13 protein-coding genes and 3 tRNA genes are annotated in these 13,163 nt (G+C 71.9%); 13 read left to right on the top strand and 3 right to left on the bottom strand.

Annotation, left to right across the window (positions count from 1 at the left end; genetic code table 11):
• The first annotated feature begins 188 nt into the window (after positions 1-188).
• From AB0M18_RS32065 to AB0M18_RS32055, 3 genes are all read left to right on the top strand, one after another.
• Positions 189-1,472: a glutamate-5-semialdehyde dehydrogenase gene (locus AB0M18_RS32065; protein WP_365764274.1), complete on the top strand. Its 1,284-nt coding sequence runs from the start codon at positions 189-191 to the stop codon at positions 1,470-1,472.
• An 89-nt stretch (positions 1,473-1,561) separates the two neighbouring features.
• Positions 1,562-2,134 (top strand): hypothetical protein, encoded by a 573-nt coding sequence (locus tag AB0M18_RS32060; RefSeq protein WP_365764272.1) that lies wholly within the window; start codon positions 1,562-1,564, stop codon positions 2,132-2,134.
• 123 nt (positions 2,135-2,257) lie between these two features.
• On the top strand, positions 2,258-3,337 hold the full coding sequence (locus tag AB0M18_RS32055) for a hypothetical protein (protein WP_365764270.1): 1,080 nt from the start codon (positions 2,258-2,260) through the stop codon (positions 3,335-3,337).
• Here the strand turns inward: AB0M18_RS32055 and AB0M18_RS32050 are convergent.
• Positions 3,322-4,407: a M48 family metallopeptidase gene (locus AB0M18_RS32050; protein WP_365764268.1), complete on the bottom strand. Its 1,086-nt coding sequence runs from the start codon at positions 4,405-4,407 to the stop codon at positions 3,322-3,324. The two genes, AB0M18_RS32055 and AB0M18_RS32050, sit on opposite strands and share 16 nt — an antisense overlap.
• A gap of 287 nt (positions 4,408-4,694) precedes the next feature.
• On the opposite strand from AB0M18_RS32050, the gene AB0M18_RS32045 reads away from it, so the two are divergent.
• From AB0M18_RS32045 to AB0M18_RS32020, 6 genes are all read left to right on the top strand, one after another.
• Entirely contained in the window at positions 4,695-4,859 is a 165-nt protein-coding gene (locus tag AB0M18_RS32045) for a hypothetical protein (protein ID WP_265862321.1), read from the top strand.
• Between the two features lie 69 nt (positions 4,860-4,928).
• Complete coding sequence (nadD, locus tag AB0M18_RS32040) at positions 4,929-5,549, top strand: nicotinate-nucleotide adenylyltransferase (protein WP_265862320.1); 621 nt, start codon at positions 4,929-4,931, stop codon at positions 5,547-5,549.
• Positions 5,550-5,568: 19 nt separating this feature from the next.
• The gene (locus AB0M18_RS32035) at positions 5,569-7,293 is read left to right on the top strand and encodes an LCP family protein (RefSeq protein ID WP_365764266.1); all 1,725 of its coding nucleotides are present in this window, start codon (positions 5,569-5,571) and stop codon (positions 7,291-7,293) included.
• Between the two features lie 80 nt (positions 7,294-7,373).
• On the top strand, positions 7,374-7,811 hold the full coding sequence (rsfS, locus tag AB0M18_RS32030; protein ID WP_365764264.1) for a ribosome silencing factor: 438 nt from the start codon (positions 7,374-7,376) through the stop codon (positions 7,809-7,811).
• Positions 7,808-8,461, top strand: coding sequence for a histidine phosphatase family protein (locus AB0M18_RS32025; RefSeq protein ID WP_365764350.1), 654 nt, complete (start codon positions 7,808-7,810; stop codon positions 8,459-8,461). Before rsfS ends, AB0M18_RS32025 begins: the two co-directional genes overlap by 4 nt.
• Positions 8,462-8,554: 93 nt before the next feature.
• Positions 8,555-8,627: transfer RNA gene (locus tag AB0M18_RS32020), tRNA-Ala, on the top strand.
• A gap of 79 nt (positions 8,628-8,706) precedes the next feature.
• Here the strand turns inward: AB0M18_RS32020 and AB0M18_RS32015 are convergent.
• The gene (locus tag AB0M18_RS32015) at positions 8,707-9,579 is read right to left on the bottom strand and encodes a helix-turn-helix transcriptional regulator (RefSeq protein WP_365764262.1); all 873 of its coding nucleotides are present in this window, start codon (positions 9,577-9,579) and stop codon (positions 8,707-8,709) included.
• A 93-nt stretch (positions 9,580-9,672) separates the two neighbouring features.
• Between AB0M18_RS32015 and AB0M18_RS32010 the strand changes: the two genes are divergently transcribed.
• Positions 9,673-11,106 (top strand): MFS transporter, encoded by a 1,434-nt coding sequence (locus tag AB0M18_RS32010; protein ID WP_365764260.1) that lies wholly within the window; start codon positions 9,673-9,675, stop codon positions 11,104-11,106.
• A gap of 188 nt (positions 11,107-11,294) precedes the next feature.
• Entirely contained in the window at positions 11,295-11,528 is a 234-nt protein-coding gene (locus AB0M18_RS32005) for a hypothetical protein (protein WP_265862737.1), read from the top strand.
• Here AB0M18_RS32005 and AB0M18_RS32000 read toward each other — a convergent pair.
• Complete coding sequence (locus tag AB0M18_RS32000) at positions 11,507-12,817, bottom strand: glycosyltransferase 87 family protein (protein WP_365764258.1); 1,311 nt, start codon at positions 12,815-12,817, stop codon at positions 11,507-11,509. The genes AB0M18_RS32005 and AB0M18_RS32000 overlap by 22 nt on opposite strands.
• Positions 12,818-12,938: 121 nt before the next feature.
• Between AB0M18_RS32000 and AB0M18_RS31995 the strand changes: the two genes are divergently transcribed.
• Positions 12,939-13,011 (top strand) — tRNA-Ala (locus AB0M18_RS31995).
• Positions 13,012-13,025: 14 nt separating this feature from the next.
• Positions 13,026-13,098, top strand: a tRNA-Ala gene (locus AB0M18_RS31990).
• The last annotated feature ends 65 nt before the right edge of the window (positions 13,099-13,163 follow it).

Here is a 13,163-nt window from a genome sequence, read left to right as displayed (position 1 = left end):
CGGACGCGCGGTGCGCGGGCGACGGACGGCTGGCCGGCAGGCGACGGACGGGTTCCCGGAAGGGTTCCCGGGCGGGTTACGCGACCGTCGACTTCCGGTCACTCCGGCGCCCGCTGGGCCGTCTCGTATGACGGGACGGCCCAGGGATACGTGAGGGATGTCCGCAGTGCTGCCAGTACCCTGCGGACATGACCTCGCTCATGCCCTTCGACAACATGTCCCCGGTCGCCCAGACCGCCTACCGGGCCCGCGCCGCGGCCGCCGACATCGCGCCACTGCCGCGCGCCACGAAGGACGACGCCCTGCTGGCCATGGCGGACGCCCTGGAGGTCCGCACGGCCGAGATCGTCGAGGCCAACGCCGAGGACATCGCCCGCGCCCGCGAGGCCGGCACCAGCGAGGCCATCATCGACCGCCTCACCCTCACCCCCGAGCGAGTGCGGGCCATCGCCGCCGACGTCCGGCACGTGGCCGCGCTGCCCGACCCGGTCGGCGAGATCGTCCGCGGCTCGACCCTCCCCAACGGCATCGACCTGCGCCAGGTCCGCGTCCCGCTCGGCGTCGTCGGCATCATCTACGAGGCCCGCCCCAACGTCACCGTCGACGCCGCCGCGCTCTGCCTCAAGTCCGGCAACGCGGTCCTGCTCCGCGGCTCCTCCTCCGCCTACTCCTCCAACACCGCCCTGGTGAAGGTGCTGCGCGACGCGATCGGCGGCGCCGGCCTGCCCGCCGACGCCATCCAGCTCGTCCCCGGCGAGTCCCGCGACTCGGTGCGCGAGCTCATGCGCGCCCGCGGCCTCGTCGACGTCCTCATCCCGCGCGGCGGCGCCTCCCTCATCAAGACGGTCGTCGAGGAGTCCACCGTCCCCGTCATCGAGACCGGCACCGGCAACTGCCACGTCTACGTGGACGCCCAGGCAGACCTCGACATGGCCGTCGACATCCTGGTCAACTCCAAGGCCCACCGGGTCAGCGTCTGCAACGCCGCCGAGACCCTCCTGGTCCACCAGGACATCGCCGACGCCTTCCTGCCCCGCGCCCTGGACGCCCTCGCCGAGGCCGGCGTCACCGTCCACGCCGACGAGCGGGTCCTCGCCCATGCCGAGGGCAGCAAGGCCACCGTCGTCCCGGCCACCCCCGAGGACTGGGAGACCGAGTACCTCTCCTACGACATCGCCGCCGCCGTCGTCGACTCCCTCGACAAGGCCGTCGAGCACATCCGGCTCTGGTCCTCCGGTCACACCGAGGCCATCGTCACCACCTCCCAGGCCGCGGCCCGCCGCTTCACCCAGCTGGTCGACTCCACCACCGTCGCCGTCAACGCCTCCACCCGCTTCACGGACGGCGGACAGTTCGGCTTCGGCGCCGAGATCGGCATCTCCACCCAGAAGCTGCACGCCCGGGGCCCCATGGGCCTTCCGGAACTCACCTCCACCAAGTACATCGTGACCGGCGACGGTCACGTCCGGTAACCGGCACCCACCCTCCGTGCCGCTTGCACGGGCAGGGACAGTTCGCGCTCTCCCTGCCCAAAACCCCCTCTCCGGTCTACTCTGAACCCGTGCCGGACGACGTGGGGGGCACGCCGTTCCAGGACGGCCAGGACCCCGAGGACTCTGTCGACCGCGGCGGCGCCGACGAGGAATTCGCCACCGTGGCCTTCGACGAGGACTTCGTACGGGGGGCGCGGTTCCACGAGCCCACCGCGGTCGAGCGGCTGCTCGCCGCCGCCCAGGCCCGCGCCGAGGCCGAGGCCGCCCGGGCCCGCGCCGTCGCCGGCCTCGCCGACGAGGACCCGTACGAGGACGCCTACGACCTCGGCCGGCACCCCGACGGCTACGACCCGGACACCGCCGACGACGCCTTCGGCCCCTACGGCCCCCACGGCGGCGCACTGCGCCCCTACCGGGGCAGCGCCCGCTGGCACCGCCCGGTCGCCTGGGTGCTGGCCCTGGTGATGGGCGTCGGCATGGTCGCCCTCGCCTTCAGCGCCGTCTACCGCGGCGCCTCGGCCAACCGCCAGGACCGTATGCCGCCCCCGGCCACCACGGGCGTCGACAAGGGCCCCGCCACCCCCTCGGCGGCCACCATGTCCTCCGCCCCGCCCGTCCCAGCCGCCCCGGGCGTCCCCTGACCTCTCCCCTCCGGCCCCGCCCGCCGGGCCCTTCGCCCGTTCGCCGCAGCCGCGTCGTAATTCTTCCGAAGTTGTCGTGTACCTGGGCGTTTACCGGGGCTTCCGCGGACCTACCCTGAAGGTATGGCAGGGCGTGGCGACCCGCCTGAGGGGAACCCCGAGGGACTCCCCGGCGGTGAGGACGAGTACCGATCCGTCGTCTTCGACGAGTCGTTCGTCCGCGCTGCCCGACTCCAGGAGTTCTCCGCCGAGGAGCGGATGGGGGAACACGCCCAGGCGGTCCGCTCCCGCCCCGGCCGGGAAGGCCGCAGCGGCTCCCGGCAGGCCCTCATGCTCGTCCTGCTGATCCTCCTGGCCTTCGGCACGGCGGTCTATCTCGGCGTGCGCAACCCGTACCAGTCCCCGCTCGACCAGCGCGCCGAACCCCTGCGCACCACCACGGTCCCGCTCGCCCCGCAGGGCACCGTCCCCGGCGGCACCCCCGCCAGTCTCTTCGCGCACAGCCCCGCCGCCGAGTACCGCACCGGCGCCGCCGGCATCAACCTCCCCCTCGCCGCCCGCACCACCAGCTTCTCCGAGAGCCAGGTGGTCAACGCCCTCAGCATCGCCAAGGAGTACCTGGTCGCCTCCTCCCTCGACCCCGACGTCCTGGCCGGACAGACCGTCCGCCCGCCGCGCCTCCTCCTCGACCCCGACCAGCTGGAACAGTTCGACCGGAGCGTCGAATCGCCCCAGGACGACGGCCGGCACGCCGTCTCCGGCTGGCTCGTTCGCTTCGACCCGCACACCGTCGTCCTCGCCGACCCGAACGTCCGGGTCCAGGGAACCCTGCGCTTCGCCGAGATCAACGCCGACCTGCTGGACGTCACGGCCGACCACACCTTCACCTACGCGGTCCGGCCCGCGACCTCCGGCCCCGGCCCGGCGCCCCGCGCCTCGCTGTTCACCGTCCACCGCGAGCTGCACTTCCGCTTCGACCGCGAGGACCTGCGGATGCACCGCGCCGAACTGCTCACCAGCACCGTCCAGGCCGGCCCGCAGTCCTGCGACGCCGACCCGACCGGTGCGCTCCGGCCGCTGCTCGCCGGACAGCAGGCCGGCGACCGGAGCCGGCAGGCGGTCACCGACCCGTACACCACGGGCCGGCCCACCACCTCCTTGCTCTGCGGGACCCTGGCCCCGAGCGCTCAGCCCTCGCTCTGACCGTCCGGCTCGGCCTTCGGGCCCTTGGCGGCCCCCTGGCCGCCGCCGGAGCGGCCGAACAGCTTCTCGCCCAGGCCGCCCGCCAGGTCACCGGCGCCCCCGGCTATGTCGCTGACCAGCTTCATCAGCGGATCCTTGCTGGTGCGCACCGTGTCCGCGTAGTGCCGCCCGGACTCGCGGAAGGAGTCGGTCACCGAGGTGTCCTTGTCCTCCGTGCGCTTCGGGTAATGGCCGTCCATGATCCGCTGGTAGTCCCGGGTCTCGGACCACTTCTTCAGCTCGGCCGCCCGCACCGTGGTGAACGGGTGGGAGCGCGGCAGCACGTTGAGGATCTTCAGGACGGAGTCCCGCAGGTCGCCGCCCTTCTCGTACTCGTCGGCCTGGGCGAGGAACGCGTCCACGTTCATCTCGTGCAGGTGGTTGCCGCCGGCGATCTTCATCAGACCGCGCATCGAGGCCTGGACGTCCTGCCCGACGAGCAGCCCGGCCCGGTCGGCCGACAGCTCCGACTTGCGGAACCACTCGCGCAGCGCCGTGACGATCGCCATGATCGCCACGTTCCCCAGCGGGATCCAGGCGATCTTCAGCGCCAGGCTGGTGAGGAAGAGCAGCACCGTCCGGTACACGGAGTGACCCGACAGCGCGTGGCCGACCTCGTGTCCGACGACGGCCCGCATCTCCTCCTCGTCGAGGAGCTCCACCAGGCCGGTGGTGACCACGATGATCGGCTCGTCGAGACCGATGCACATCGCGTTGGGCTTCGGGTCCTGCGTCACGTACATCGGCGGGACCTTCTCCAGGTCCAGGATGTAACAGGCGTCCCGCAGCATGTCGTTGAGGTGGGTGAACTGCGCGTCGCTCACCCGCACGGAGTCGGACAGGAACAGCAGCCTCAGGCTCCGCTCCGGCAGCAGCCCGCTCAGCGCCTTGAAGACGGTGTCGAAGCCGCTCAGCTTGCGCAGCGCGACCAGTGCCGAGCGGTCCGCCGGGTGTTCGTAGGCCCGGGAAGAGATGCCGGGGAAGCGCTTGCGCTGCCGGCCCGGCAGGTGTCCCTGGTGGTGATCGGTCATGGATACCCCCTGTTCGTACGAGTCGATGCTCGTCCCCCTGACGCAACCCAGCCTAGGGGAGGGGACTACCGCCTGCCGGAGCCTGTGGATAACTCGGACACCGTGGACGACCGTGGAGCGCGGTGGTGAAAGGGGAGCCGGCGCCGACGCCGCCGGGTCCGCCCCGGCGCGCGATGAAACGGCCCCGGTGACGCCAACGCCTGAGTCGGCGTGAGCGCTCCGCGACGCGCCGCATACGATGTGCGCGAAGTCTCCGCTCCCGTCCCCGATCGAAGGTCACGTCGAAGATGAGCCTCCACGCCACCGCCGCCAACCTGGTCACGCTCGCGAACGAGGGTGCCGAGCACGGCGGCAACCACGAAAGCCTCAGCCCGTACGTCACGGGTGGTGGCGCCCTGCTCGCGCTGCTGCTCCTGCTCTGGGTGACCACCCGCTTCAACCGCGACCGCTGAGCCGCCGGGCGGCCGAGCCGCGAGGCCGCTGATCCGGTGTTCGACGCCGTGCCAGTAGGCTCTGCACGCATGGGAGAGCAGGAAGTGCCTACTGGCGGTCGCGGCAAGCGCAGACTCGGCGTGATGGGCGGAACGTTTGACCCGATCCACCACGGACACCTGGTGGCCGCCAGCGAGGTGGCCGCCCTGTTCCACCTCGACGAGGTGGTGTTCGTGCCGACCGGGCAGCCCTGGCAGAAGAGCCACAAGGCGGTCTCGCCCGCCGAGGACCGTTATCTGATGACGGTCATCGCCACCGCGTCCAACCCGCAGTTCTCCGTCAGCCGCATCGACATCGACCGCGGCGGGCCGACGTACACCATCGACACCCTGCGGGACCTGCGCTCCCTGAACAGTGACTCGGACCTCTTCTTCATCACCGGCGCCGACGCGCTGTCGCAGATTCTCACCTGGCGCGACGCCGAGGAGCTCTTCGCCCTCGCCCATTTCATCGGGGTCACCCGGCCGGGTCACGACCTCACCGACGACGGCCTGCCCAAGGGCGGCGTGTCGCTCGTGGAGGTCCCCGCGCTCGCCATCTCGTCCACCGACTGCCGGGCGAGGGTCGCGCAGGGCGACCCGGTCTGGTATTTGGTCCCGGACGGTGTGGTGCGCTACATCGACAAGCGCCAGTTGTACCGCGGCGAGTGAGTCTCGGGGAGGGGCACCGGTGAACGATCAGCAGAACCCGTACGACCCGTACTATCCGCAGCCGCAGATCATCGGCTACGACGCGTACGGGCAGCCGGTGTACCAGCAGCAGGTCCCGCAGCAGCACTACGACCCGTACGGACAGCCCGTCCAGCAGCCTCAGCAGCAGCCGTCACAGCAGCACTACGGCTACGACCCGTACGGGCAGCAGCAGGCCGCGCCCCAGCAGGCCCGGCAGCCCCAACAGCCGCAGTACGACCCGTACGCCCAGCAGCCCGCCTCGTACGACTACCAGCAGTACGACACGGGCCAGACCGGTCAGGTCGGCCAGGTCGACCAGACGGGGCAGCAGTGGGCGGTCCGCACCGAGCCCGCCCCCGCGCCGCAGGCCCCGCGGCCGCCCCGCCCGCCGCAGGCCGCACCCGGCGCCCCGGCCGCCGTGCCCGGGCAGCGCCCGGCGCCCGAGAACGACGGGCGGGACTACCGCACCGAGCAGTTCTCGTTCATCGAGGAGCCCGACGAGGACTCCGAGGACGTCATCGACTGGCTCAAGTTCACCGAGAGCCGTTCCGAGCGCCGCGAGGAGGCCCGCCGGCGCGGCCGCAACCGCCTGGTCACCCTCGTCGTGGTCCTGGTGCTCGTCGCGGTCGGCGGCGTCGGCTATCTCTGGTCGGCCGGCAAGCTCCCCGGCCTGTCCTCCGGCGAAGGGGCAGCGCAGAACACCGCCACCGGCCCGCAGCAGCGCGACACGATCGTCGTCCACCTGCACAACACCAAGGGCGGCGGTACCTCCACCGCCCTGCTCGTCGACAACAGCACCACCAAGCAGGGCACCACCGTCCTGCTGCCCAACGCGCTCGCCGTCGCCGACGAGGACGGAGCCACCACCACCCTCGCCAAGTCCGTCGAGGACGACGGCTCCAGCGGCACCCGCGAGGCCCTCGGCAACCTCCTCGGCGCGAGGATCGCCGGCACCTGGCGGCTCGACACCCCCTACCTGGAGAACCTCGTCGAGCTCGTCGGCAACATCGACATCACCACCGACACCGAGGTGCCCGGCGACAAGCCCGGCGCCGAGCCGCTGGTCAAGAAGGGCGAGGACCAGACCCTCAACGGCCGCGCCGCCGTCGCCTACGCCACCCACCGGGCCTCCGGCGAGGCCGAGGCCAAGCAGCTCCAGCGCTTCGGCCAGGTCATGTACGGCGTGCTGCGGAAGATCTCCGACGATCCCAAGGCCGCCACCGTCACCATCGAGACCCTGGCCCAGATCCTCGACCCCTCGCTGCCCGAGAAGGACCTCGGCGTCTCCCTGGCCAAGCTGGCCGAGCACGCCAAGATCGGCGCCTACAAGACCGCCGTGCTGCCCGTCGAGACCGACGGCTCGCTGAGCGAGGCCACCGGCGACAGCGTCGTCAAGGACATCCTCGGCGGCAAGGTCACCGCCCCCGAGCAGGGCGCCGCCACCCGGGTCGCGATCCGCGACGGAAGTGGCAAGGACGCCACCGAGGCCGCCCGCGTGGTCCTGATCAACGGCGGCTACGCCGTGGTCGGCGGCACCAAGGCCGGATCCGAGGAGAAGTCGCAGGTCCTCTACGCGGACGACGCCCAGAAGCCGGCCGCCGTGGAGGTCGCCAAGACCCTGGGTCTGCCCGCCGGATCCGTCGCCAAGGGCAAGGCCGCCGGAAACGCCGAGGTCACCGTGGTGCTGGGCGCGGACTACAAGGTTCCCGGGGGCGGGCAGTGACCCTTCGGTAATCCTTTTCGGGCCCGTCGGCGGTACATGAGACCCTTGAGGTGTCTCAGACCGCCGACGAAAGCCTGCTTGTGACCGCCACGGATCGCTCCATCGAGCTCGTCAACGCCGCCGCCCAGGCGGCGGCCGACCGGCTCGCTCACGACATCATCGCGTACGACGTCAGCGACGTGCTGTCGATCACCGACGCCTTCCTGCTCGCCTCCGCGCCCAACGACCGCCAGGTCAAGTCGATCGTCGACGAGATCGAGGAGCGGCTGCTCAAGGAGCTCGGCGCCAAGCCGGTGCGCCGCGAGGGCGACCGCGACGCCCGCTGGATCCTCCTCGACTACGTCGACATCGTGGTCCACGTCCAGCACAGCGAGGAGCGGGTCTTCTACGCCCTGGAGCGCCTGTGGAAGGACTGCCCCGAGCTGCCGCTTCCCGAGGACGCGCAGAAGACCCGGGGCAAGGCGGAGGAGCACGCCCGGCTCATGGGCGCCGAGGGAGCGGACGGTGAGCTGAGCTGACCAGCGGCAAGGGCGGCAGCGGCCGCCGTATCGTGCTCTGGCGCCACGGCCAGACCTCGTGGAACCTGGAGCGCCGTTTCCAGGGGAGCACGGACATCGAGCTGACCGAGACCGGCGTCGCCCAGGCGCGCCGGGCCGCCCGGCTGCTCGCCGCGCTGAGGCCGGACGCCATCGTCGCCTCCGACCTCAGGCGGGCGGCGGCCACGGCCGCCGAGCTGTCCGCGCTCACCGGCCTCGCCGTCGCCCACGACTCCGCCCTGCGCGAGACGTACGCGGGGGAGTGGCAGGGCCTGACCCACGACGAGATCACCGCGCGGTACGGCGAGCAGTACGCCGCCTGGAAGCGTGGCGAGCCCGTGCGGCGCGGCGGCGGCGAGCTGGAGACCGAGGTGGCCGACCGGGCCGCCCCGGTGGTCCTGGAGCACGCCGAGAAGCTGCCCGTGGACGGCACGCTCGTCGTGGTCAGCCACGGCGGCACCATCCGCACCACGATCGGCCGGCTGCTCGAGCTGGAGGCCCGGCACTGGGAGTCGCTCGGCGGCCTGTCGAACTGCTGCTGGTCGGTCCTCGGCGAGGGGGCCCGCGGCTGGCGCCTCCTGGAGCACAACGCCGGCACGCTGCCCGAGCCGGTCCTCGGCGACGACGACTGAGCACCGCGTGTGGCCTGCCGGACCGATTTCACTTTCCGGCAGGTCACAGGCTAAAGTTCATCTTGTTCGCAGCGCGGAGCGCGAAGAACGCGCGGGGCTATAGCTCAGTTGGTAGAGCGCCTGCATGGCATGCAGGAGGTCAGGAGTTCAATTCTCCTTAGCTCCACAATCACCGGATCCCGTCCCCAGCAGGGGGCGGGATCCGTCGTTTCCCCCTGCCTCCCGCTCCGTCACTTCCCGCCCCGTCACTTCCCGTTCAGTAGCAGGTCGATGGAGCGCCGGCTCTCCTCGTCGTTCGGCGTGTAGGTGACGATCCGGCACTCCGGCATCCCGTTGATCGACAGCGACACCGAGGTCATCCGTATCTCGCCCACCCGGTGGTGCCGGAAGGTCTTCACCCGGGTGCCCGGCGGCACCACGTCGCCGTTGCGCCACAGCTCCGCGAAGTACGGGCTCGCCTCGCTCAGCAGCTGTACGAACGACTCCCACGCGGGCTCGCCCACATGGCGCCCGTACCCACCCCGCAACTGGGCCACCATGAGCGGCAGCTCCAGGTGCCTTTCGACGACCGGGCACTTGTCGCCGGGCATCGTGAAGAGGCTCCACAGCACGTTGCGCACGCCCAACGGGCCCGTCCAGGGCCTGCCGTCCTCCCGGAGGAACAGCATCTCGTACGTGACGTTGGTGGCCAGCACGTCGTACCGCGCGTTGTAGACCACGGCGGGCAGCGGCACCAGGGCGTCCAGGATGCCCTGGATCTCCGGGCCGGCCCCCATCACGTGCTCGGGCGTCGACTCCGGCTCGTACGGCACCTCCGCCAGGTGGTACAGATGCTCGCGCTCCGGCCGGTCGAGCCGCAGCGTGCGGGCCACCGCGTCGAGCACCTGCGCCGAGGCGTTGATCGGCCGCCCCTGCTCCAGCCACGTGTACCAGGTCACGCCGACCCCGGAGAGCTGCGCCACCTCCTCGCGGCGCAGCCCCGGCGTGCGCCGTCTCAGGCCCGGCGGCATGCCCACGTCCTGGGGCGTCACCCGCGCCCGCCGGCTCCGCAGGAACGCCGCCAGCTCCGGCCTCCGCCGCGTCTCGCCCAGTGCTGCCACAGTCGTCACATCCCCCATGGTCGAGTCCCCGCGCCGCCGCTGCCAGGTGCTGTCAGTACCAGCATCGACGGGCTCTCGTTACCCGTATCCGGCCGGCGTCACCCTCCTCGTATGACGACGACCACCACACGTCCCGTACTCAGTAAAGACCCCACCACCGACAACCGCCCCCGTGCCCTGCTGGCCGTCGTGCTCGCCGCCCAGTTCATGGCGCTGCTCGACGTCTTCATCGTCAACGTCGCCGCCCCCACCATCCGTACCGAACTCACCGCCACCGGCGCCGGGATCCAGCTCGTCGTCGCCGGATACACCATCGCCTACGCGGTGTTGCTGATCACCGGCGCCCGGCTCGGCGACCGGCTCGGCCACCGGCGCGTCTACCTCGCCGGGCTCATGGTCTTCACCGCCGCCTCGCTCGCCTGCGGACTGGCCGCCGGAACCGGCCAGTTGATCGCCTTCCGGGTCGTCCAGGGCGCCGGATCGGCCCTGATGATCCCCCAGGTGCTCAGCCTCATCCAGCGCAACTTCACCGGCGAGGGCCGGGTCCGCGCACTCAGCGCCTACTCCGCCGTCCTCGCCACCGGAGCGGCGGCCGGCCAGGTCGTCGGCGGAGTCCTCGTCAGCGCCGACCTGTTCGGCACCGGCTGGCGCCCGGTCTTCCTGGTCAACGTGCCCATCGGCCTGCTGTTGCTGTCCCTCGGCGCCAAGGTGCTGCCGCGCGACGCGGGCACCGAGGCCGAGCGGGCGCGCTCCCTCGACATGCCAGGACTGCTGCTCCTCGCCGGCTCCGTCACGCTGCTCACCGTCCCCCTGGTCCTCGGCCAGGAGAAGGACTGGCCGCTGTGGACCTGGCTGTCCTTCGCCGGCGCACTGCTTCTGTTCGTCGCCTTCGGCGCGTACGAGGCGGGGCTCGCCCGGCGCGGCGGCGCCCCGATCGTCGCGCCGCGGGTGCTGCGCAGCCCCGGCATCGGCCGGGCCGTCCTGCGGATCGTCGCCGTGATGGCCGTCAACGCGGGCTTCCTGTTCACCCTCACCCTGCACCTGCAGGGCGCGCTCGGGCACAGCGCGCTGCGCACCGGCCTCACCTTCGCGCCGACCGCCGCCGTCTTCGGATTCGTCGGCCTCACCTGGCGTCGCTGGCCCGCCCGGCTGCAGCCCGTCCTGGTTCCCGCCGGCTTCCTGCTGACGGCCGCCTCCTCGGTCGGTGTGGGCGCGCTCCTGCGGGACGGCGGCGCGGGCGGCTGGGCGCTCTATCCGGTGCTCTGCGCCATGGGCGCCGGTCTGGCGCTGGCCTTCAGCCCGGCCCTGACCGGCGCGCTCGCGACCGTACGGCCCGAGGACGCCGCCGACGCCAGCGGACTGCTCGCCACCGTGACCCAGCTCGGCCAGCTGATCGGCGTCGCCGCGTTCGGCGCGCTCTTCCTCGGCCGGATCACCGGAGAGGGGGCGCATGTGTCCGCCCACGCGCTCTGGGTATGCACCCTCGCGCTGGCCGCGGCGGCCGTCCTGGGGGCCTCGGCGAGCCTGCTCCGTCGACGACGCTGACCCCCTTGCGGGCCCATGGCAGAATCGGACCGCCGGTGGGGAAGAGGGTCCGGGCGGGAGGGAGCGCGCATGGCCGTGGACGGTGCCGACGAGGTCGCAGCCGATGCCGTCGCGGAATCCGCCCCCGGGCCGTGGAAGTCACCCCTCACCCGTGCGGCGCGTGCCGCCTCCGCGACGGGAGCCGAATGATGGGGGCGCACCGGCGGAAGTGCGACTGGTGCGGCAGCGGGACGCCCATCGTCCGTGACATGGACCCCGTGAACCCCTCGTTCCAGTACTGGTGCGAGGAGTGCGCGCGGGCGCTGATCATAAAAGGCGACCCCATCGAGACCTACCGCGAGCTCGAAGGAGAGCCGATCTACGGCCGGCTCCTCGACGAGCACTGCACCCTGAAGCGGTTCTACTCGTTCGCCACGGCCTGAGGCTCCCGCGTCTCCTCGCGGGGCCGCGGGACCGTCTCCGGGCGAGTTCGGCCGTGTGTCCGCCGCAGCGACAGCGCATAGCCGGCGAAGACCGCGAGCGCCGTCAGCGGATAGACCGCGGAGAGCAGCATCTGCCCGGCGTTCTGGTCGAGTTCGGGACGGCCCGGGTCGTGCGGCACCCACCACAGCGCGAACGAGGCGAAGGCCAGAGCCACGGCTCCGGTCACCGGCCACGCGCGCGTGGAGCGGTCGTACAGCAGGATCAGCAGTGTCACGCACCACACCCAGTGGTGGGACCAGGAGATCGGGCTGACCATCAGCGCCGCGAACGCCGTGACCACCACGGCCACCGCCCGGTCGCCGCGGACCGCCGCCCGTACGGCGAGCACCATGGCCGCGCCGCCGAGCAGGACCGCCGCGGCCAGCCACCACAGGCCCGGCGCGTCCGTGTGCATCAGCCGGGCCAGGACGCCGCTGAGGGACTGGTTGGCGGTCTCCTCGGCGTGGCCGACCCGGCCGGTCTCGAACAGGGTCCCGGTCCAGAACCTCTTCGAGTCGGCGGGCAGCGCCAGCGCCATCGTCAGCGTCGTCACGAGGAAGACGCCGGTCGCCGTGAGCGCCGTCCGCAGCCACTGGTTCAGGGCGCGGTCCCGGCGCCACAGGAGCAGCCCGGCGGCGAACAGCAGGACCACGAAGAGGCCCGGGGTGAGCTTCACCGCGGTGGCCAGACCGATGCCGAGGCCGGCCCAGCGGCTGCCCCGGCCGCCCTCGCGACGGGTCAGGTCCCACAGCACGGCCACCGCCACGAGCAGATTGATCTGCCCGTACCGCAGCGTCGTCCACACCGGCTCGCACCACACCACGACCGCCGCGATCCACAGTGCGGTTCGCCACAGCTCGGCGCGGGCCGCCGGACGGGCCAGGGCCGGGCGGACCAGCTGCAGCGACAGCTGCACCAGCGCGACCACCAGGAGCAGGTTCCCCGCCGTCGTCAGCGTCCGCATCAGCGGGACGCCCACCACGGTCAGCGGGAGGAACAGCACGGCGGCGAACGGCGGATAGGTCATCGCCAGGTTCGCCGAGGTGGCGCGCATCGCGTAGAGGTCGCCGCCGGCCCGCAGTGTCTCCGCCTCGGCCCGGTAGACCATCACGTCCAGCATGTTCACGTGGGCGAGCCGCTGCGCCACCCAGAACGCCGTGAACGAGAGCAGACAGACCGCCGCGGCGACGGCCAGGGGCCGGAGCCGGGCGCGGGACGGGGAGACCGGGGGCAAGGAGGAGGCGGACACAGACGGCGACCCTACCCGCACCGCCCGACGGGCCCGCGATATGGATTTGGCGAACGGCCCGGCGGACGGTTACTGTTCTATCCGTCGCCGCACGGGAGACCGGCGCGACACAACTAAACAAGGGGCTATAGCTCAGTTGGTAGAGCGCTTGCATGGCATGCAAGAGGTCAGGAGTTCAATTCTCCTTAGCTCCACAGAACCCGTACAGGGGGCTATAGCTCAGTTGGTAGAGCGCCTGCATGGCATGCAGGAGGTCAGGAGTTCAATTCTCCTTAGCTCCACAGAAGAGAAGCGGGGGGGGGGGGGGGGGGGCCCCCGGGGGCGGAGGTGGGGTCTCCGCTTGGCG

The sequence above is a fragment of the Streptomyces sp. NPDC051909 genome (assembly GCF_040681095.1).
GTDB lineage: Bacteria > Actinomycetota > Actinomycetes > Streptomycetales > Streptomycetaceae > Streptomyces.
This window is presented reverse-complemented; position numbering and strand designations above follow the sequence as displayed.